Source organism: Paenibacillus sp. Y301, assembly GCF_059445505.1.
In genome coordinates, this window is the sequence record NZ_JCAIUL010000005.1 from 276374 (window position 1) to 298433 (window position 22060).

The window sequence follows — 22060 nt, forward strand, 5'->3', positions numbered from 1 at the left end:
ATCAATAAAACAAAAAAAACGGGTAATCAATAGACAATCACCCGTTCTTCATGTTGATTATTAAATTGTGCCGATTTCCTCATCGTCGCCGATGACTTCTGTCGTATCGATAACATACTTAACAATTTCATCTATGGTCGTATAAGCCAGTCCAACATAGGTATCTGCTGCTCCGTAGTAAATAGCAATTTTCCCAGTCTCTGCGTCGTGTAAGGTCGCACATGGGAATACAACATTACTAACAAATCCACGTTCTTCATACCATTCTTCAGGCGTTAGCACATAATTAGAAGAACGATATTTCACTTTAGATGGTTCATCAAGATCTAATATGACAGCACCCATACTATAAACAAGTCCGTTACATGTTCCGGTTACACCATGATAAAACATAAGCCAACCTTCCGTCGTTTCAATCGGAGCAGGTCCTCCTCCAATTTTCACAGATTGCCACCAACCTTGACCACCCCTACTCATCACATGACGGTGTTTACCCCAATATACAAAATCAGGACTTTCACTTAGGAACACATCACCAAATGGTGTATGCCCACTATCACTTGGACGAGACAGCATGACGAAATTATCGTTGATTTTTCTAGGAAATAGTACACCATTACGATTAAACGGTAAGAATGGATTTTCTAAACGAACGAATGTTTTGAATTCTTCGGTTTTCGCTACCCCTATGGCAGCACCGTAGAAATCGGTACACCAGATAATATAGTATGTATCCTCCACTTTAACCAAGCGAGGATCATACGCATAATTAGGTTGAAAAGGTTGTCCCTCTTCATTCACAAAGTCAATTCGTTGTTCTTCAATCGACCAATTCAAGGCATCATCACTCCAACCTAAGTGAAGATGAGGACGACCATTAATAGTCTCAGCCCGAAACACACCGACAAACCGACCTTCGTATGCAGCTACGGCACTATTGAATATTCGGGCAATTCCTTTAGCAGGGTTTCTCTTCACGATTGGGTTCTCACTATGTCTCCATACAGGTCCCACCGCTCCCTCTGGTTTATCTTCCCAAGGCATATTTGCTAGATTTTCTCCAATAATTCTTACTTTATTCATATCAATTCCCCTTTCAATTCATTAGTATGGATTACTTAACTGACCCTTCAAAACCGTTGTAAATGTACTTCTGTAAACTAACAAATACGAGTGTAATCGGTATAATAGTGATCATAATTGCTGCACAGATAACTTCCCATTGTGAACCATATGGTCCTTTGAATTTAAATAAGGCTGTCGATATGACTTGTAAGTTATCGCTCGGCATATACAGGAAAGGCGTATAAAAGTCATTATAAATTCCGACACCTTTGATAATTACAACTGTCACAATTGCAGGGACCAATAAAGGTAGAATAATCTTAAAGAAAATGGTGAAGTATGAAGCACCATCTAGCATGGCCGATTCATCCAGTGATTCTGATATAGAATCCAGAAACTGTAGAAATATATACACCGCAATGATATCTGTTCCTAAATACAACAGAATGGGTGCAAACCGCGTATCTACTAGATGAAATGTGTTAATAATCCGATATGTTGCTACTTGCGTAGTTACACTAGGAATCAACGTTGCTAACAAGAAAGCACCCATAAGCAACTTTTTCCCACGAAATTTAAATCTACTTAATACATAGGCAATCATTGAACCTGTTAACGTTGCTCCCACTATAGAAACAATTAAAATAAAGATGGTATTAGCAAAGCCTAGAAGCATTTTACCGTTCACAAATGCCTTCGTGTAATTGGCAAAGTTCAACCAATCGGCTGGGGGAGATAACGGACTTGTAGAACTATATTCCGTTCCTGTCTTCAAGGAGGCGAAGAATACAACTACAATTGGCATTAGAGCCATAAATGCGCCCAATACTAATGTGAGGTATTTAAATATGCTAGCCGCACGATATTTGAGTTTATACATATTTAATCCTCCCCTTTAATCAAGAACTTCTGAAGCAGCGTAACGATAATAACGATAATGAGCAGGACAACCGCCATCGCAGAAGCCAGACCCAATTTACCATATTTAAACGCCACGTCTACGGTTTGTATTACGAATGTGTTACTACCATTAGAACCACCCGTCATGATATATGGAATATCAAATGCACTGATTGCACCACTTATCGCAAGGATCATGTTGAGTTGAACAATTTTCTTGATACTCGGAAGAATAATATGGCGGAATTGATGCCATCGATTAGCCCCATCGATATCTGCGGCTTCATAGACATCTTTACCTATAGATGAGATGGCTCCTAGAAAAATAATAAGGTTAAAACCCATATATCTCCATAAGGACGCACCCGCTAATGAAACGTTAATAATTTTAGGATTGAGAAGCCATCCTTGCGTTAGATCAGCAAGCCCAATAGCTTGAAGTAACGTATCAAATGTGCCATCTGGTCTAAAGAAGAATAAGAAGATAAACCCGATTGCAACACCATTTAATAGATAAGGAAAAAATAATACCCCTTTAAAAAAGTTCTTAAAACGGACGTTAAAGCTTAATATCGTAGCAAAATATAATGCTAAACCTAATTGTATAAAGGAACCTACGAAATAATATAAACTGACCTTAAATACTGAGAAGTATTTGGGATCAGTAAAGATCGTTTTATAGTTTTCAAATCCTACATAATCAAACTGTTTGCTGTATCCATTCCAGTTCGTAAAGCTATACTTGAACATATTAATTACAGGTAGATAAGCTAATGTAAACAGTAAAGCTACAGGAATTATAGAGAACGCCAAGATAATAATGATACGTTGTGACTTGTAGCTAAGGTTTCTGAACATCTCACACCTCCATATGTCATACCTCTATCTATATTGGGAAGATAAGGATACGCACCCTGGTGTGCACCCTTATCTTCTTTTGATATCCAATCATCTACTAACTATTTTGTTGCTTTAGCGCGAGATTTCACCCATGCATCGTTCAAATCTTTCATAATATCATCATAAGATTCACTTCTATTTCCAATGGCAGCTTCAATAATACGTTTCTTAAAGTCAGCTTGCCAAAGTCCAATTTCAGAATCCTTGTCGATCTTATCAACCAAGCCTTCTTGACCTGCTTGAGCTGGAGTCTGCAATAAGAATTTCACATCGGTACCTTCGAATTGTTTCAATGTTGTTGGAAGTTCAGCACCCACGATAGGACTCATACCTCCACCCTCTGTTGTAGGGTAACTAGATTTGTTAATAAACCAATCAACCCATGCTTTTGCAGCTTCTTTATTCTTACTATGAACACTTATTCCAAGAGTATAGTCATCAGCCAATGGCATAATCACTTCTTTAGCATTCGTAGGGAATGGCATAAATGCGATATCATCTGGATTACTTGCAATGCCTTTCACTTGACCAATTGCCCATGACCCAAGAACCATAGCTCCGATTTTGCCATTAGCAAGATCGGCTTTAGATGCTTCCCAGTTCGTTGTCGTAGGATCCTTCTCAATTAGACCATTCTTTGCAGCATCATACATTACTTTATAAAGCTCATAGTGTGGTTGACCTTGTACAAAGTTTTCGTCCGTATTAGGCTGTGTCACATTTACATAATCAACATTTCCGGCAGATGTTGTTAATACAGCTTCCCATTGAGTTAAAGGCCAGCTATCAGCATAGTTGGTATACAACGGAACTGCATCACCTTTGTCTTTAATTTTTTGAAGAGCAGATTGGAACTCATCTGGCGTTCTTGGCGTCGTTGTTACACCCGCGTCATTAAACACCTTCTTGTTATAAAGAATTCCCGAGAAATTCACCGTCATTGGAATTCCGTAAGTTTTCCCATCAACTGATCTTTCTTCTAATCCAATGTACTGGGCCTTCATTTGTTCCAACTCTCCAAGTGGCTCGAAGAATTGAGGTGTATCCGCTAGTGGAATACTTGTAGGTAACAATAATACGTCACCATAATCGTCAGAGTTCATACGAATCTTAATCTGACCTTCATAATCAGACAACGCTTGGAAATTAACCTTCACGTCAGGATATTCCTTATTGAACTCCGCAGCGTAATCTTTGAAGACTGTATCAACGATATCCGTTCTCTGTGTGATAACTGTGATATCCCCAGAAACCTTTTTGTCCGTATCTTCTTTCGTTGTTTCGTTGTTACCGGTTGCATTCTTTGTTGCATTTTGTCCCTCATTGTTGTTCTTCGAACAACCCGCAGCCGTTGTAAATACAAGTACTAGTGCCATTAACCCCACAAGCAGTTTGCTTTTTCTCATACCTTAACCCCTCTCAATAAAAATTAAGTTATCGATAAACTACAAAATTATCTTATATTGAATACGCTTTCTAGTCAATTACTATTTTCCAAATCATAGTAAAAACTCATAAAAGTGTAGATAAATAGCCATATATGTATGTATATATAATAATATTTTTCCTTTGTATTTCAATTCATTATAAGGTTAATAATATAATGAATAACGCTGTTAATGGTTAAAATATAAGGTTAACGGTAAAGTTAATTAATTAACTTTGTTAATATTGTTGTATGAATTACTTAGCAAACTTAGTAAAATGAACTTGAACTAACTAAAGGAATTGCAAATTAGGAAGGTGAATACGTTGAAAAGTAACATTACGATGAAAGATATAGCGAAGAAACTTGGGGTTAGTAGTGTAACGGTGTCTAAAGCACTTAGCAATAAAGAAGGCGTCAGCGATGATTTAAAAATCAAAATAAAAAATTTAGCTGAAGAAATGGGTTATCGCTATAATACTGCCGCCAAATCTATCAAAGATGGACTATCTTATAATATAGGTGTATTGATCCCAGAACGATTTACTGGCATATCCCATTCCTTCTACATGAGGGTATATCAGCATATCTCTCTACATCTCGAACAATATGGCTATTTTGGGATATTGAATATCTTAAGCAGTGATGAAGAAGAGAGTCTTAGTTACCCTAGAATATATAATGAGAAAAAAGTAGATGGCATCATTATCTTAGGTCAGATCAGTAAACCTTATATTGAGACGATCCAAAGCATGGATCTTCCCAAAATATTTTTAGACTTTTATGATGAACATTCTTCTATTGATTCAATCGTCAGCGATAATTTCTATGGAGCCTACGAAATCACCAACTATTTAATTCAAAATAACCATAAGAGGATTGCTTACGTTGGTAACATTTACTCCACTAGTAGCATTCAGGATCGGTTCTTAGGTTACTATAAATCCCTGCTAGAACATGGTTTAGTATTAGACCCAAACCTTATTCTTAATGATAGAGATGAACGTGGAACGTACATCGACATTGTCATACCTGAAGAAACACCAACCGCGTTTGTCTGCAATTGCGATCAGGTTGCTTACAATTTATACGACAGATTAAATGCATTGGGTTATCGCATTCCTGAGGACTTTTCCGTTGTTGGGTTTGATAACGATATATACGCGACGTTGACCACGCCTAAACTTACGACGGTAGAAGTTGATATTGAGAAGATGGCACAATTAGCATTGAAAACAATCATGGACAAAATAACAAATCCTGATCATACCAATGGAAGAGTTCAGGTCCAAGGGAAGATTATATACCGAAATTCTGTTCGTACACTCCCACCCCTGTGATATAATTAATAAAATTAACTATAAATTGTAATCAACGGGGATGTATACATGGCTAGTCAAATAATGAGGAACGTCGGTATTTTCGCTCATGTGGATGCGGGAAAGACAACGACAACAGAACAAATGTTATTTCATAGTGGCATGATTCGGAAGCTGGGTAGTGTCGATACTGGAACGGCGCAAACAGACAACTTAGACATCGAACGCCAACGGGGAATCTCGGTTCGTGCTGCCTCCACTTCTCTCATCTGGCGAGATGTTAATATCAATCTAATAGATACACCAGGACATGTTGATTTCCTGTCCGAAGTGGAACGTTCATTAAGAGTAATGGATGGCGCAATATTAATTATATCTGCGGCAGAAGGAATCCAAGCACAGACTGAAACCATATGGCATGCGCTAACTTCCCTTGGTATACCCACCATTCTATTTGTCAATAAAATGGATCGTCTGGGGGTATCCGTCAAGGATGTGATGAATCAAATTACACGACTCCTTTCTCCCTCCGTTGTTCCACTACAGGTACCACAAGGTGAAGGCGAGTATTTCTCAGGTGTCCTACCCGTATGGAATACGGTACAAGATACCCAGCAATTTGGAATCGATATAGCTCATGTGCTAGCATCTATTGCAGAGCAAGATGAGCAACTTATGGAGCGTTATATCGAAGGTGACCATATCCCCATTGAAGAACTACAGGAGCAATTCCAGACCCTCACGAAGAAGGGAAAGTTGTTCCCTCTTTGCTTCGGCTCATCCCAGAAATCCATTGGTGTGTCTGAACTAATGGATACCATCATCGATTATTTACCATCACCATCAGGAAATAACGAAGCTCCTTTATCTGGAATCATCTATAAAATTGAACGAGATAAGACTATGGGAAGAGCTACATATGTTCGAATCTATAATGGTTATCTTCAAAATAGGGATTTAATTCATAACGTCACAAGAGATTTCCATGAGAAAATAACACAAATCCGAAAAGTAGAGGGACAAAAATCTACGGATCTCGGACAGCTATTCTCTGGAGATATAGCTGCGGTATATGGACTAACTCAAAGTAAAATAGGTGATATTCTGGGTAGTTCTGTAGGTATACCTCCCTTATCTGAAATAGCAATTCCATTACTAACCGTTCAAGTACATATCCAAGATAACCACCGATTCCCTGAGTTAGTAGAAGCACTACAAGAGTTAACAGATGAAGACCCATTACTTGATCTACAATGGCTCCAAGAAGAACGAGAACTTCACCTTAAGGTCATGGGGGCTATACAATTAGAGATTCTATCAAGTTTATTAAGGAGTCGTTTCGATCTTGAGGTAATATTTGATCAGCCATCTGTCATATATAAGGAGACTCCCAAACAATCTGGCGAAGGATTTATTGCCTATACGATGCCTAAACCTTGTTGGGCAGTTCTTCGTTTCCACATTGAGCCTCTTCCTCGTGGTAGTGGCCTTGTGTATCATTCGCAAGTTCGATCTGATGATCTTCTTATACGCTATCAGAATGAAGTAGCTCATCGAGTTCCCGAGGCGCTACGACAAGGTCTTCATGGCTGGGAAGTTACAGATCTAAAAGTGACGCTAACGGAAGGACAACATCACGTGTGGCATACCCATCCACTTGATTTCGTAGTGGCAACTCCAATGGGAATTATGAATGGGTTAGCCAATACAGATACAAATCTCCTTGAACCCATGTTAAAATTTAGAATTACTACACCAGAAGAGTATGGTGGAAAAATTCTTAGTGATCTCGTTCAGATGAGGGCAGAATTTGAACCCCCATCTATTCTTCAGGGAAGATTCATGGTAGAAGGCATTTTGCCTGTTGCTACTTCGCTTGAATATCCTGTGAAGCTTCGCTCCATGACCGGTGGAAGAGGAATCATGTCTTCTTCTTTTGCTAGATATCAGGAATGCCCTTCCGATGTCCATGTGATTCGCCCTAGACGGGGAGTCGATCCACTTGATCAGTCAAAATACATTTTAAGTGTACGAAATGCTTTAACACAGCTATAACGTTCTTTATGTACGAATAACTTTGTGTAAACTTAGGAGGCTAATATGATTAAATTTATTGGGTTTATGTTGTTGTGGAGAATAATAGGCAATCCTATTCTAGCAATTATTATTATTCTAGCAGTCGTCTATTTATTGGATCGACGTTATGTGGGTGTCTTTCCTAGCTTAACGAAGCCTTACAAACGAATGAAGAAAATTTCTACACTTCGCGGAGAAATTCGAATGAATCCTAATGATGTTACAGCTAAGAATGAACTTTCACGACTACTCATCGAACGCAAGAAATACCAAGAAGCACTCAAATTGCTTGATTCTATACAGGTACAATTCGATCATTCCGCAGAATATTGGGATGATCTAGGTACGGTCAATCTACGACTTGGTCATGTCCAAAAGGGTGAAGAATACATTCTTAAAGCACTAGCTATTAATCCTCGCGTGAAATATGGGCAACCCTACTTACGTTTAGCAGGAATATATCAGCACACCGATCAAAGAAAAGCAGAACAATATGTTAGACAGTTTCAAGAAATCCATTCCTCATCTTGTGAAGCCTCGTATCTATTAGGGGTAATGTATAAAGAAATGGGCCGTAAACAGGAAGCAAACGATGCTTTCCGTGAATCCATTGAAATTTACCGTTCACTCCCTAAATACAAAAAACGCCAAGAACGAAAATGGGCCGTTCGAAGCATTTTCCGAAAAATAGGTTAGACTTTCTAAACAAGAGAACCATACCCTAACCGATATAACTGTTCTGCGATGACACTATATCCATGTCCGTTAGGGTGGAGATGATCAAATGATAGCAACATTCTTTCTCGACCACGGAAAGAAGCATAGATATTAGCAACAGCAAATGTACCATTCACGTAACTCTCTAAGTAACGATTATATTGCTGAACATAATAGGATGCCGCTTCGATTTGAGGAAAAGGATTATATAGTCCTACTACACGGATGATATAGGGACGATTCGATTTACCCTTCAATTGGTAAATCGTTTTTATGATTTTGGCAAAGTTGGCTTCACAGTTATCAAGTGCTTGATTAAATTCACGAGCTGATATATTTCCTCCCGAGGACCTTGCTGTCCGGATCAGATCATTACCTCCAATGGATATTGAAATGATATCTGCCTCGGTAACGGATTGTCTGAAAGAAGGGTTTCTACTTATATAGTCGTATAAACCTTGTGAAGTTAAACCATTGATACCTAGATTGTCATAAGCAATAAATGCTCCTAGATAACGCTCCGACAACCCTCTATATACAGGGACAAATCCATTCCCCGGTAATGCACCGAAGCCAACTGTCAATGAATCTCCTAGCGCCGAGTAATGGAATACCACATTATTCAACCTCCTGAATATGTCTATTAAAACTGGTTACCATAGTTTATGAATGTTGATTCTGTTCTGCAACTGCAGAATGTCCATGGTCTCGTAGAATAAAATAGAACAAATCATATACAAACACAAATATAGGCAGACCAAGATAACTATCTTGATCTACCTGTATTTGTATTACTGACTATTGACCATAAACTATAATTACCATGCTATACCCTACTAGATAAAAGGTACTCATGGATTGAATCTTCCACCTATGACTGTCTACGAATCCATACGGACATTTCACCCGAAGTGCGGTTCCCCCAACTATGATAGGGTACGGCACGAAGTTTCACAGGATTAGACTCAGACTTGAAAGGTCGATACAATTCATTACTCCAATGTTCTTGTTCATCTAGTAAAGCTTCACCTTCAATTACTGTCGTTCCCCCAAGAAGATCCGGGTCGAAACGAATCGTTAGTGGACGATCAGTCAAAAGAGTGATGGCTGCTAATGGGGCTTGATTATCTATTTCCTCAATACAATAAACCAATGGTCCCCGTTGTATCGCAACTTTGCCTGCATTAGCCCGTAACTCAGGATGGGACTGAATAAGTTGAATATCCATAGCCAATTCAAGGTGTACGACATCTCCGGTTTGCCATGTTCTCTTGATCAGAGCATATCCATCACGCATCGAATCTATCATTCGTTCCTCTTCTCCATTGATATAAAGCTTGCTACTTTGACACCAACCAGGAATACGGAGTCCTAATGTAAATGAATGTTCCTCCGTCTCAGGGGTCACTTGAATCTTAATTCGACCATCCCACGGATAATTCGTTTCTTGTTGAATCTCTATGTTCTGTCCACCAACTGAAGCGTTCGCTACCCCACCAATGTACTGATGAATGTATACCTCAGAATCACTAACCGTATACATATACGCTCCTAATGATGACACTAATCGTGCAACGTTGGGCGGGCAACAAGAACATCCGAACCATTTTTGACGCTCAGATTTGACGTGATGTTTGTCTGGATTCCCTTCCGATGCTTTTGGCCAGACCTCTAAAGGATTAACATAGAAGTAATGTTTCCCATCCTTTGACATACTCCCAATGACATTATTGTATAATGCTCTCTCTATCACATCTGCATACTCACGATTAGGCTCAATCTGTAGCATCCGTTGAGCGAAGAAGATTAGACCTATAGAGGCACAGGTCTCTGCGTATATCGTATCGTTTGGAAGATCGTAGTCAAATGAGAAGGCTTCCCCATGGTGAGTAGATCCAATGCCTCCCGTAATATACATTTGTTTATGAACGATATTATCCCACAGATTCCGGCATGCTTGAAGCAACCCTTCGTCACCCGTCTGTACTGCGATATCTGCCATTGCAGTATACATATATACAGCTCTAACGGCATGCCCATGTGCTTCTTTTTGCTCGCGAACAGGTGCATAGCTCTGATGATACTTCAGGTTAGGTTGAGATGAAGGTCCATCTTGACTTGCCCAGAATGATTGGCGGCCCCTAGCTTCCCACTCTTCTATAAAAAAGTGTGGTTCTTGTCCCCTCTGATCCAAAAAGTATTGACTAAGCTTTACATACTTCTCTTGTCCTGTTACTTTGTACAGTTTCACGAGCGCAAGCTCAATCTCTTGATGTCCATCATAACCCTGAATTTGACCAGGATCTGTCCCGAATACACTTATAATATAATCTGCGAATCGACTAACAACATCTAGAAATCTACGTTTTCCCGTCGCTTCATAATAAGCTACAGCCGCTTCAATCATATGGCCCGCCACATACAGCTCGTGACATTCTGTAAGATTAGTCCAACGTTTCTCTGGTGCTTTAATCGTGAAATATGTATTGATATATCCATCTTCCTGTTGGGCATCTGCGATGAGTTCAATAGCTTCGTCTGCTATTCTTTCTAAAGACGGATCCTGATGAATCGTTAACGAGTACCCTACCGCTTCCAACCATTTGGCTAGATCACTATCCTGAAACACAAAACCTCCGAAATCTCCTTCTTCTTTCCCCGCGGCAATCCGAAAATTACGTATGGCATAACTTGGTTCTGCACCATCAATACGATCATTCAGAGCATCCCACTGATAGGGGATGACGACATCACGAACAAGCTGTACATATTGCGACCAGAATAGGTCTTCAATTCTTACATTTTTTAAGGGTACAGAAGTATACGGAGATTTCAAAACTAGCCACATCCTTTTTCATGTATTAGAATCATATAGGTTGTTAAACTGCATATTAATTCATCCATTTATGCTTTGATCTTATCATAAAGACATTGACATTGTCGGTAGACACAGCAATACTTTAGGTAGATAATACTGACCTTCCTAATAATGATATGAGGGGCATTGATCCATGCAATTTCTTAAAATAAATATTTCAAATCCATTACAATTCACATGGGGAGGTCAATTCACTTCCCCTAATGCGTGGACTCACTCTAAACGAATAATAGATACCTATGAGTTCATTATCGGGATGAAAGAAACGCTATACATGCAGCAAGAGGAGAACCCTCATGAAGTCACTCCAGGTGATACGATGCTCCTTGAACCTTTTCGTCCTCATAAAGGATATCAGGAATGTCGTCCTGGGCTAGCCTTTGATTGGGTGCATTTCCACGCTAAGGGGGCCACAGAAATTCTCGATGAAGAGCAAGTTATTCAAGAGACCTGCCTAGTACAATCTTCTGTAGATTCATCGTCAAGAAATGAGAATCCATTCATCTATATCCCTTTCTTCTTCTCACCACCTATTATAGATCGAATTCACATTCAATTTCGTCAGTTGATGCACGTAGCGAACTCACCCGATTATCATGCCTATGCCGCACATTATTTACTAACATCATTGATGATTGAAGTATCAGAACAGGCTTTACAACACATACGAGGGGTACTAGCAGGAGGAAAACAAGAGCATCAAATATCAAGTATCATCGAGTGGACACGTGTACACTGTGGAGATAAGCTGAATGTGCAGGATGTGGCGAACTATTTCAACTATAATCGAGACTATCTATCTCGTTTCTTCAAGCAACATACCGGCATCAATCTACAGGAGTATATTCATCGTCAAAAACTATTAAAAGCGAAAGAGCTTCTTTCTCGAAGCAACCTTACGGTACAGCAAATCGCTCATGAAGTCGGTATACCTGATGAGAAGTATTTCATGAAAGTATTTAAAGCGTATGAAGGAATAACACCAACGAATTTTCGTAGAGCTTATTATCAAACCTTCATGAATAAGGAATAATATCACCTACTTCATCCATGTCCAATGACCTTACTATACAAGCATAAACGGCTTCGCCGTCCTTTAGCGGCGATGAAACGTTTAGCGTTGAAATATAATCCTATTTATAAGCAGAAATACTTATAAATTCTTATATTTTTAAAAAATGTCCGAACAGATAACCACTGTTCGGACATTTTCAAGGTGATAACACTGGTTAGGGTTCAATTCCCCAAGATAATGAACCATTCTGTAACAACGTCACTTTGTTCCAGTTCGTATACGCTGTTTTAGTAGAATCGAACGAGTAATCATTCAATTGGTCGAAGTTGGACCAATCGGATTTGGTGATGCGAATCTGAATATCACCACTTTGACCACTCGCTGCTATTGAACCTGCTGTAGGATTAAAGCCAATCTCTAAATATGTGTCAGCCCCTATCTTAGCAGGGTTGATTGTGCTGAATGAGCCACTAATGGAACTCGTTCCCACTTGCGCCCAATCGCACCAGAAGGTAGGTGTTGCCCCACCTTCTTTTGTTAAATAATAACGAATCTTTAGATCACTAAGATTCACCGCAGATGTTCCGTTATTCTTAATATTAAACGAAGCATTAATTGTATTGCCTGTAGCACTAGCGTTATTCAATTTATACTGAACCGCAAGATTACTCGTAGGAACAGGAGCTTCCGCTGGTGTTGCGCTAACCTGTGACGAAGGGGTACTCTGCCCTACAGCGTTTACTGCATTTACAACGTAATAATACGTCGTTCCATTACTTAATCCCGTGTTCACATAAGTATTCGCCGTAATTCCGGTCTCCACACTAATGTATGGTCCCCCACTAGTCGTTGCACGCTTTACAATATAGCTTGTTGCACCACTCGAAGCGGTCCAACTCAGACTAACACTAGTATGACCAGCCGTTGCCGTTAACCCGGTGGGTGCTACTGGGATTGTTGGATTTGGTATCGTTCCACCATCTGATAATGGCTTCATAATACGACTAAGCATCGTTTGCTTCGGCTCATTCCACGTATTCCAGTCATCTAATAGCAGACCACCTGTATCTCCACTATTGGGATTCAAGCTCCAATATGTCCAGTAAAGGTCATTAGCTTTGATATAATCAACGAGTTTGTTCTGCCATTTCCCTTCCTTGCTAACCGTATCCACATTGCGACCACCGAATTCGCCCATAAGTAATGGTGCTATATTTTGTTTGTGAATATAACCCCAATACTCATCCCAAATCGCTGTCATGTTATTCGGGAAATTAGCATCTTCAAACCATGTTTGTGGTGAAACACCAGGTCCATAGTCATGTGGAGAATAGACAACTCTGTTGGCAACATTCAATCTTACAGGGTTATTCTTTACTCCTTTCAAATTACCGCCCCACCAGTAATTCCCGCTCTCCCCTTGCACATTACTAGCAATTCCTTCTACAAGGATAAGCCAATTCGGATTAGCTGCAAGAATAGCATTTCCTGCTCTCTCTGCAGCAAGCCGCCAATCTGTCGCTACATTATTTGTTCCCCAACTTGCCGCTCCATGTGGTTCGTTATGCAAATCTGCACCAATAACCGTAGGGTTATTAACGTAACGATTCGCAAGCATCACCCAATCACTAATCCAACGTTCTTCTGAATACTGAGCGGTATACCACAGGTCCGATTGACCACCAGAATCAGGACGATGGCGATCAAGTATAATTTTTATGCCACGGTCTCCAGCTTCTTTAACAACTCTATCCATTAATTGAATGGGAGTAAGTCCAATCAGGTCTGCATTAGTCACCGTGTTAAGACTTACAGGCATAGAACCCGCATCAAACATTTGGTTACTATAAGGTAACCGAATCAGATTGTAGCCATGATCCTCAATGGTATCAAAGAACGAGTCAAGTGAATTTTGCCACAATCCATGTGGTGAATAATTAGCTGTCTCAAATCCGAACCAGTTCAAGCCATTAAATACGGCAGGCTCTTCATTCGAATCAACAATACGATTGCCCGACGTATGATAATACCCTGAAGTAGCAGCACTATAGCTCTTATCTTCACCTAACACCAAGAACAGTCCTACCATCATGGTTACTGACAGAAATACTGGTAGCCACCTAGCGCGTCTTTTCAATATAGACATGCACTCATCTCCTAATTCTATGACATAACATATATATCGGCATACGCTAATCCATTATGCAGTACCCCTTTATCATCAGATATGTCCGAGTGGATCATATCCGCTCGGACACATTAGCTCTGTTTATCTTTTATGCTTTTATGGTTCAATACCCCATACAAGCGTACTACCTTGGTGCAAAGTTACCTTGTTCCAGTCCGTATACGATGTTTTTGTACTGTCAAATGAGTAATCGTCAGAGAAATCAAAGTTAGACCAGTTATTCTTAGACACACGAACTTGAATATCTCCTGATTGGCCACCAGCTGCAATAGATCCTGCCGAAGGTCCAAATGAGATCTCCAGATACGTATCAGCCTCAGTTCTACCTGGTGTGATCGTTGCGAAAGTGCCACTTATATTGCTAGTACCCACTTGTGCCCAATCACACCAGAAGCTAAGTGCAGAACTACCTTCATTCGTAAAGTAATAACGAAGTTTCAAATCGCTTAAGTTTACAGCCGTTGTACCTGTGTTCTTAACATTGAAATTTGCTTGAATAGTATTACCTGCATTGTTTGAGCTATTTGTTCTGTATTGTACAGCTAGATCAGATGTAGTAATTGTACCTTCAGGTACTGCACTGACCTGAGCAGAATCCACACTAGAACCAGCTGTATTCGTTGCACTTACGACATAATAATACGTCGTGCCATTACTTAATCCTGTATCCACATAACTTGTGCTGGTTACAGCCGTTGCTACATCTGTGTATGGCCCACCACTAGTCGTTGCACGTTTCACCGTGTAACTCGTAGCTCCTGTGGTTGCTGCCCAACTTAAGCTCACCTGAGCGTCACCTGCAGTTGCAACCAATCCTGTTGGTGCTGCTGGGACTGTTACAAGTGAGGCAGGTACTGCACTGACTTGAGCTGAGTTCACACTAGAACCAGCCGTATTCGTTGCACTTACGACATAATAATACGTCGTGCCATTACTTAATCCTGTATCCACATAACTTGTGCTGGTTACAGCCGTTGCTACATCTGTGTATGGCCCACCACTAGTCGTTGCACGTTTCACCGTGTAACTCGTAGCTCCTGTGGTTGCTGCCCANTACTTAATCCTGTATCCACATAACTTGTGCTGGTTACAGCCGTTGCTACATCTGTGTATGGCCCACCACTAGTCGTTGCACGTTTCACCGTGTAACTCGTAGCTCCTGTGGTTGCTGCCCAACTTATGCTCACCTGAGCGTCACCTGCAGTTGCAACCAATCCTGTTGGTGCTGCAGGGATTTGTGGTGTGCCGCCACCATTGCTAGCTGGAATGACCGGGTAAGCATTGGTAACGAGTTCAACGAATTGACTGTGGAACCAATGACCGGATACAGGAGCATTTGCTGATGCGCCAGTCAACGTCCCATTCACATTCGTGAACGTAGGATCACACATTCTATCAAAGCCTTTACCTTCATCGTTAGGAATGGCAGAGCTAGAACCATCGGATTCTCCAGGTGGTTTCACCCATACGAATGCATCAAGATGTGACGATGCATACCCAGCTGGTGCGACGGTTGGTGGAATCCCCATACCAGCACCACTTGCATTGCACCAGTTACCACGATGATACCGTTTATCGATACGACCGGAATCTGCATACGCAGTGGGCGTAGTTCCACTTGCAGTACTTGGTCGGTTGACACCACCCCATCCATTCCGTGAAGTGTCAATCAAGAAGCCCGTACTACTTGGCCAACCCTTGGATACAAAAGAAGCGTACAATGCTGCTGTAAAGTCTACTTCATCAAAGTATGGATTCCATTCATAATACTTAGCAGATCTTAGTGGTTGTCCCCCAATACTCAGACTTGCATCTGGTAAGTTCGGTTCTACCGTTGGAGTCGTGTTAGCTGTATTCGTAATGAACCCATCTACACTACTAAGTCCTGCTGTTGTTCCAGCAACGACTGTTGTGAACAGATCAACAGATGGTCCTAGATTCGTATCCCATCCAAGCCAACCAGAGTGACCCATGTCCATGTATGTGTATACGTTCGGTACTGCGTGTAACTGATCAAGTGCATAACGAGTAGCATCACGATAGATGTTCGTCGAGTTAGCTGCTCCACAAGCAGGAGTACTTAAGTTCGTTACTAGGTTAGGTAAGGAATCCGGTTCGATGACCGTCACGATTCGGATTCCTTCATATTTAGGTTTAGCGAATAAATCCGCAATAACATCAATATAATCCGTCTTGTAAGTCTGCAACGCAGCCTGTGTCAATGGGAGTTCCCCATTCGACGCCAATGCATGACAATCGCGACCTGGCAGATTATAGATAACAAAGGTTGCCGAGATCGGCGTGTTCCCTTGTTTCTGTGTCAGGATATGATCCAATGTTTCTTCTAAGCTTTTCCGTCCACCATTAGCCTCACCACCATAGATCGCCGCGATGCGGTCTAACCAAATGGCTGTTGGGTAAGTTTTAACGGTGTTCATTTTAGCAATAAGATCTGGATCATTAACTTGCGCAATCGAAGTGTCAATCAGATTGGCATAGTCAGGGTTAATATATTGTGTTGCGCCAACAAAAGGATTATCCACATGGGCTTCAGCAGCATAACTATTATCACTTCCGAAAGGTACCCAAGTCGCAATAAGGAACGTTAAGAGAACAAACAGCTTAAAAGACTTCTTCCTAAATATACTTGTCATGTCTTCAGCTCCTTCATATTATTAATATAGAGCATTTTCAAAACTAGAGTACTTTCCACATAATTCCTCTTAAGACAAGTAACCGCTTTCAAACCCATCCGTTCCTTCCTTTCTCAATGATCATGTACATCATTACTTTCAAAGGTGCATCACTTATCCTCCTTCCAAATTGAACGAATTTTCTTATCACCCCCTCTCAAGAATCTACAATTAACGAAAACAAACCTGTTATAGGCCCCTATTATTATCCCAAATTCAAATTTTAGTTTATTAACCTACGTTATGATTGTAAAATGTAAAAGAAGAGTAGAGTGTATTACAAAAGATGATAATTAATGACTTTATTTTGAGTGAAATGAGTGAGGCAACCTATAACCTGTGAAGATTCAGTAGGTTTTTCATGGCGAGAAAAGCTAATTTCAAGAGGAGTAAAGGATTTATGGTAGTGCGATTGTAATAGAATAATAATGTCAGAGGTCGAGAAATCAATAAATAGGTTTTATAACCATATTTAGTAATTGCTGTCACAATTTATATTAACATGGTTTAATCTTGATTGATAGATACTTATTCAAATAATTTTAATAGGATGTTGATTCTGATCTCTTAAATTACATAATGCCCCACCAGATAGCTCGCAAAAGGCTACAAGGACAGGGCATTAACGGTTTTATTATATATCATCACTTCTTTTAAACACAACATACTTTTGCGTAAAATAGTTCATCATGGTATAGATTCCCGCTCCAACTAAAGCGGTTAGATTGGTATGAATGACATTATTATGAATGAGTTGCCCAAACATGAATTCGAATAGAATATAGCTGACAGAATACGACACGAGATAACATAATAGAATGACGATTGCGAATTTCCACATGTTCTCTTTATTGGATACCTTACTTTTAAACGTAAAATGTTTATTTAGAAAATAACTAACAACCGCCCCGATCGAATTCCCCATAAATGTCGATATCCAATAGTTCCATCCGAATAGATTTAGTATCACAAAGGTGACCGAGACACCAACCGCTGTATTCAATAACCCAACACAGAGAAAGATCCCGATCATTATATCCAGAATAGTGTGCAGGTACCATAATAGAGACAAAAGGAATCTCACCGAGGAATTCTGGAATCTCCTCACCTTCACATTGAACATAGTAAAGGTAACCAGCCACAATGAGAGCCACATTCACGAGTAAAAGAGATCAACTACAGATTACAGAAAGTAACATTAAGACATCTGCAATTGTCATAAATCTCTCCTCTGGTTGATGTATTTACGTAAATAAAATCGATAGCCAATAATAAATAGCCCTCCGAACATGATCAACGTTATAACAATAAGCACGATGAAAATTTTATTTTGAATACTAAATAGTTTCGTAAAACTTTGCTCTTCCTTAACCGTATACGTATAATCAGAATCAATATTGCTATATGCATCATTCAAATCTACTCTATGACCATTTACAGTCAGAAAACCGCTATTTGATGAAAGACTATTCTTCTGTGTAATAACGTTGTGATTCCCGTATTTATAGTCGGAGAACGTGATCCAACTATCTATGAGTTCTTGAACCACCTGATTTTGCTGTTCCTCATTGCCTGGGAAATCATAAGTGATCACGGAGTCCATTGGAGGATTGGGCAGTATTTTATCAGAATGGTCTAATTGCTTCAGAAAAGCTAACGGCACACTGTACAAAGAAGACCGGAAGGACTGCGATGAATCACTCTGAGATCGATATATAACATTCTCATTTGGAAATAGAACGGAAGAATCGAACAATCCCATACCATATTCAGCATATAGTTGATCATAAGACCAGTACATTTCCGCACCAATACCTAAAGGTACAACACCATAATCTGCTAGTACATCTACATAGGACTCCATTTGAGCTTGTAAAACGGGTCCATTATCACTCGTGATCGATGATACAACGGGTGTATTCACGATGATACTTCCGTTCCGAGATTGTACATACTTTAACGTTTCCATATAGCGCAACATAGCCGGATAATCCGTGTTACTAAATACAGGTCTAGTACTGACCATAAACGGGATTCCTGCTCCATAGAGTTTATCCGCCATGGACTCTAACAATTTCAAATCTGAGAATGGATAGATTTCTTTGAATATAAGGTATGTTTGTCCCTGTTTCGTGGTATCTAACCAATCCCTTATAATATAAGATATAGCAACTTCACTGAGGTTACCTTGTTCATAGTAAGGGATGTATGCATAACGCTCACCTCGAACCCCATAGGGTGAATGAACATCACCATGATCAGACGTAATACGACCATAAGCCATTCCCTCAGCTTCTAAAATATAAGGAACATTCAACAGATGAATTCTTGATTCTGAGAATTGATCAATAGAGAGCTTAATATAAAGATCGCTAGCGCTTACCGTTTGAATATCCAGCTCATCTTCTACTTTGCTAGGTACCGATGTTCCTATATGGAGATAATCACCTTCGTAGGTCTTAAAGTCATCCAAAAAGTCTTTGTTATTCACTGTAAGTTCATCCAAATTCCGAATTCCAATGACCTTAGTATACCGTGATAAAGAGCCCTGTTTATAGGTGTCGAACGTCGATTGGGTTACTTGTAATCCAAAGGAGGATAGCAACCTTTGCATAGACTCAATATTACCCTCTTTGGATGTACCTTTCGCCAAACTATCATAAAGAAGAAGGACACGACTTGGCACTTGTTCAGATGCATGTACATTAGAACACGAAATCCCCATAATAAAAACTAAGGTTATAACGAGCATTTTCCATTTTACTGAGAGAAACATGTTATTCCTCACCTTCTTGATCTCCACGCAACAAACGACGCCGGATGATATCTGCTATGAGCTCCAATAATCGAAACCAATATGCCCGATAAACCAAATAAAATAAATGTAAGACTAAACGGTAGTCGACTAGCCTCTCTTATTCTTTTTGCCTTTAAAGCTGTAATAAAACTTGGTTTATACAGACCGATGATGACAACGATCCAAATGACAATGAATCCAAAAGTTCTAGGGGTTATGCTTTTCTTCAATAGGCTATATCCTGAGAAGAAAGTCGTCTGTTCCCCTGGAGTATGACCTACCGATTTCTCGTAATTCCCCATAGCAGGAGGTCGGATAATAAACGCACTTTTCGCACTAAGATCGAACAATTTACCCGCTTGGTCTGGACTCGCCATGTAATATTCCAGAATAGATATGAACCCATATTTACTATAGAAATTCAAATCAATGAATAATGATTGTGACGAGACAACATCCGTACTATTTGACTATCATAATCAGGCGCATTGAAATATAGTCCATTACCATAAGTTCCTTATCTCCGATCTGAGAACCGATCATCGATGTAATAACGTAAATGGCAGTGGACTGAATATCATTTGTTGGAGTTCCCTCACGGGTGTATTAGCCATATAATGTACCTTTTTTAACAAGCTCTTTGAGATACCGAATACTCGATGGGTTCTGTTGCTTCACTTCAGCAAGGGAAAGTATAGTAAGTAAAGATTCAGCGGTGTTTATGTTCTCTGAGTTATAGGAGTTTGTCTCATATTGATAGCGAGTCTCGTATAGTGGAAAGCTATCAGACAAATACCCATTCTGTATAATTTCAAGCATATTCGTGGAGATTTGCTGGATGTGATCGGATGAAAGTGGAAGTTGTTCCAGAGTTGTTAAGTTAATATATCATAACAACCCCTGCTTCATAGAGCGCACGAATAATTCGTAAGTCATTTGGGACTATATCGATAACTGAATCCTGATGAAAGATTGAGGTTGTGTTCAACGAGCGCCCATTCCTAAACGAAAGCATCCTGCTGTCGGGTCATCACATAATAACGCAGCATTAACCCTTCCGACTCGCTTAATACCTCGTGTCCAGTAGCCATGTTGGGATTCTGATCACTATCCAAATAATTCGTGTATATACCGTAACTACCTGACAACTTACTCACTATAAATTCGTATAGAGCAGTTCATTTCCCTTGAATTTGTAAGGTGTCTCCATAGTGATTATCCTTTGTTGTGTCGATTATGGACTCTACCATGGAATCCTTTGGCTGATTACCTATCTTGAGAACTATGAATAGAGCAAACATTACAATAACAGATATTAATAAAAAAGTCTTTATTTTCATATATTTTGTCCCTTTATGTAATATTAACACTAATTCTGTCAATATTCTTTGGAAAACACATATACATATATGGCATTCTATTATTCAAACTATTTTTCTTCGATTTGTGGTAACGTCCTTAATAAAATGGTATTCACAACTTCATCTGACGTCATTTCATCCGTTATAATATGTTCTTCAAATCTAGCATTTTTAAAAGCCTCCACACATTTGACTGTTTGCTGAAAGGTCCAACCATGGGCTTCATCTCCCCGCCCTGTCAATCTTTTATGTATAGTATCTTCTGATGCCATAAGGAAGAAATGGTGAACTTGGTTATCCATTCTCTGAAATCCATGAACGATGTATTCGAAAATCTGAGGTTTATATATCGTCATTGGCACAATGAGGTGCTTGTTATACTGATGTTGTAATGCCTCCGCTGTTTGTACCGTTAGAACTCTCCATAATTCTATATCCTGAAAATCATCCGTTCTCTCAACATCTAATCGGATCGCTTCAGGAATAATATTTCGAAGCATGTATCCAATTTCTTCTGGATCGAACATCATACTATTTGGAATCAATGGAAGAAGCTTATTCGCTGTAGTTGTCTTTCCTGAACCAAAAGCTCCGTTAATCATAATGATCATGATTTCACTCCTTTTTAAAAATTACCGCTACGATAACGGATTGTCCTTACGATCGCTATTGCCCTCAGATTTCTTGATTGTATAACCCAAATATCAGTTGAAATCCGATGGTCA

At 39.7% G+C, this 22060-nt stretch carries 16 protein-coding genes and 2 pseudogenes; 4 read left to right on the top strand and 14 right to left on the bottom strand.

All coding sequences use genetic code 11. The features are described from left to right. Positions 1-60 precede the first annotated feature (60 nt). The 4 genes from AC1D69_RS11645 to AC1D69_RS11660 form a co-directional block, all read right to left on the bottom strand. Positions 61-1083, bottom strand: coding sequence for a glycoside hydrolase family 130 protein (locus AC1D69_RS11645; RefSeq protein ID WP_495456321.1), 1023 nt, complete (start codon positions 1081-1083; stop codon positions 61-63). Between the two features lie 31 nt (positions 1084-1114). Further along, the gene (locus tag AC1D69_RS11650; RefSeq protein WP_495456322.1) at positions 1115-1945 is read right to left on the bottom strand and encodes a carbohydrate ABC transporter permease; all 831 of its coding nucleotides are present in this window, start codon (positions 1943-1945) and stop codon (positions 1115-1117) included. Positions 1946-1947: 2 nt separating this feature from the next. After that, entirely contained in the window at positions 1948-2823 is an 876-nt protein-coding gene (locus AC1D69_RS11655; RefSeq protein WP_495456323.1) for a carbohydrate ABC transporter permease, read from the bottom strand. A 101-nt stretch (positions 2824-2924) separates the two neighbouring features. After that, on the bottom strand, positions 2925-4271 hold the full coding sequence (locus AC1D69_RS11660; RefSeq protein WP_495456324.1) for an ABC transporter substrate-binding protein: 1347 nt from the start codon (positions 4269-4271) through the stop codon (positions 2925-2927). 346 nt (positions 4272-4617) lie between these two features. On the opposite strand from AC1D69_RS11660, the gene AC1D69_RS11665 reads away from it, so the two are divergent. The 3 genes from AC1D69_RS11665 to AC1D69_RS11675 are packed head-to-tail and all read left to right on the top strand — an operon-like array spanning position 4618 to position 8382. Continuing rightward, entirely contained in the window at positions 4618-5631 is a 1014-nt protein-coding gene (locus AC1D69_RS11665; RefSeq protein ID WP_495456325.1) for a substrate-binding domain-containing protein, read from the top strand. Positions 5632-5679: 48 nt separating this feature from the next. Further along, a complete protein-coding gene (locus tag AC1D69_RS11670; RefSeq protein WP_495456326.1) occupies positions 5680-7665 on the top strand; it encodes a GTP-binding protein in 1986 nt (661 codons plus the stop codon). Between the two features lie 45 nt (positions 7666-7710). Then, complete coding sequence (locus AC1D69_RS11675; RefSeq protein WP_495456327.1) at positions 7711-8382, top strand: tetratricopeptide repeat protein; 672 nt, start codon at positions 7711-7713, stop codon at positions 8380-8382. A gap of 5 nt (positions 8383-8387) precedes the next feature. On the opposite strand, the gene AC1D69_RS11680 is transcribed toward AC1D69_RS11675, so the two are convergent. Next, positions 8388-9020, bottom strand: coding sequence for an SGNH/GDSL hydrolase family protein (locus AC1D69_RS11680; RefSeq protein ID WP_495456328.1), 633 nt, complete (start codon positions 9018-9020; stop codon positions 8388-8390). Between the two features lie 254 nt (positions 9021-9274). Continuing rightward, the gene (locus tag AC1D69_RS11685; RefSeq protein ID WP_495456329.1) at positions 9275-11251 is read right to left on the bottom strand and encodes a glycoside hydrolase family 127 protein; all 1977 of its coding nucleotides are present in this window, start codon (positions 11249-11251) and stop codon (positions 9275-9277) included. 163 nt (positions 11252-11414) lie between these two features. Between AC1D69_RS11685 and AC1D69_RS11690 the strand changes: the two genes are divergently transcribed. Continuing rightward, the gene (locus AC1D69_RS11690; RefSeq protein WP_495456330.1) at positions 11415-12314 is read left to right on the top strand and encodes a helix-turn-helix transcriptional regulator; all 900 of its coding nucleotides are present in this window, start codon (positions 11415-11417) and stop codon (positions 12312-12314) included. Positions 12315-12510: 196 nt separating this feature from the next. On the opposite strand, the gene AC1D69_RS11695 is transcribed toward AC1D69_RS11690, so the two are convergent. From AC1D69_RS11695 to AC1D69_RS11730, 8 genes and pseudogenes are all read right to left on the bottom strand, one after another. Then, positions 12511-14442: a cellulase family glycosylhydrolase gene (locus tag AC1D69_RS11695; RefSeq protein ID WP_495456331.1), complete on the bottom strand. Its 1932-nt coding sequence runs from the start codon at positions 14440-14442 to the stop codon at positions 12511-12513. A gap of 138 nt (positions 14443-14580) precedes the next feature. After that, positions 14581-17138 (bottom strand): annotated as a pseudogene (locus AC1D69_RS11700) (glycoside hydrolase family 6 protein). Between the two features lie 673 nt (positions 17139-17811). Next, entirely contained in the window at positions 17812-18210 is a 399-nt protein-coding gene (locus AC1D69_RS11705) for a GtrA family protein (RefSeq protein ID WP_495456332.1), read from the bottom strand. Positions 18211-18393: 183 nt separating this feature from the next. Then, positions 18394-19953 carry a hypothetical protein gene (locus tag AC1D69_RS11710; protein WP_495456333.1) on the bottom strand — a complete coding sequence of 520 codons (1560 nt, stop codon included), beginning with the start codon at positions 19951-19953 and terminating at the stop codon, positions 18394-18396. A gap of 8 nt (positions 19954-19961) precedes the next feature. Further along, positions 19962-20414: pseudogene (locus AC1D69_RS11715) on the bottom strand (YfdI family membrane protein); the annotation flags it as partial. A gap of 166 nt (positions 20415-20580) precedes the next feature. Continuing rightward, positions 20581-20793, bottom strand: coding sequence for a hypothetical protein (locus AC1D69_RS11720; RefSeq protein ID WP_495456334.1), 213 nt, complete (start codon positions 20791-20793; stop codon positions 20581-20583). A gap of 182 nt (positions 20794-20975) precedes the next feature. Then, positions 20976-21131: a hypothetical protein gene (locus AC1D69_RS11725; RefSeq protein WP_495456335.1), complete on the bottom strand. Its 156-nt coding sequence runs from the start codon at positions 21129-21131 to the stop codon at positions 20976-20978. 272 nt (positions 21132-21403) lie between these two features. Next, positions 21404-21946, bottom strand: coding sequence for an AAA family ATPase (locus AC1D69_RS11730; protein ID WP_495456336.1), 543 nt, complete (start codon positions 21944-21946; stop codon positions 21404-21406). Positions 21947-22060 lie beyond the last annotated feature (114 nt).

What these genes read in the sequence shown, in the direction of transcription:
- AC1D69_RS11645 (WP_495456321.1), bottom strand. Translation starts at nt 1,083, where the DNA reads ATGAATAAAGTAAGAATTATTGGAGAAAATCTAGCAAATATGCCTTGG.
- AC1D69_RS11650 (WP_495456322.1), bottom strand. Translation starts at nt 1,945, where the DNA reads ATGTATAAACTCAAATATCGTGCGGCTAGCATATTTAAATACCTCACA.
- AC1D69_RS11655 (WP_495456323.1), bottom strand. Translation starts at nt 2,823, where the DNA reads ATGTTCAGAAACCTTAGCTACAAGTCACAACGTATCATTATTATCTTG.
- AC1D69_RS11660 (WP_495456324.1), bottom strand. Translation starts at nt 4,271, where the DNA reads ATGAGAAAAAGCAAACTGCTTGTGGGGTTAATGGCACTAGTACTTGTA.
- AC1D69_RS11670 (WP_495456326.1), top strand. Translation starts at nt 5,680, where the DNA reads ATGGCTAGTCAAATAATGAGGAACGTCGGTATTTTCGCTCATGTGGAT.
- AC1D69_RS11675 (WP_495456327.1), top strand. Translation starts at nt 7,711, where the DNA reads ATGATTAAATTTATTGGGTTTATGTTGTTGTGGAGAATAATAGGCAAT.
- AC1D69_RS11685 (WP_495456329.1), bottom strand. Translation starts at nt 11,251, where the DNA reads ATGTGGCTAGTTTTGAAATCTCCGTATACTTCTGTACCCTTAAAAAAT.
- AC1D69_RS11690 (WP_495456330.1), top strand. Translation starts at nt 11,415, where the DNA reads ATGCAATTTCTTAAAATAAATATTTCAAATCCATTACAATTCACATGG.
- AC1D69_RS11695 (WP_495456331.1), bottom strand. Translation starts at nt 14,442, where the DNA reads ATGTCTATATTGAAAAGACGCGCTAGGTGGCTACCAGTATTTCTGTCA.
- AC1D69_RS11705 (WP_495456332.1), bottom strand. Translation starts at nt 18,210, where the DNA reads ATGATCGGGATCTTTCTCTGTGTTGGGTTATTGAATACAGCGGTTGGT.
- AC1D69_RS11710 (WP_495456333.1), bottom strand. Translation starts at nt 19,953, where the DNA reads ATGTTTCTCTCAGTAAAATGGAAAATGCTCGTTATAACCTTAGTTTTT.
- AC1D69_RS11720 (WP_495456334.1), bottom strand. Translation starts at nt 20,793, where the DNA reads ATGCTTGAAATTATACAGAATGGGTATTTGTCTGATAGCTTTCCACTA.
- AC1D69_RS11730 (WP_495456336.1), bottom strand. Translation starts at nt 21,946, where the DNA reads ATGATCATTATGATTAACGGAGCTTTTGGTTCAGGAAAGACAACTACA.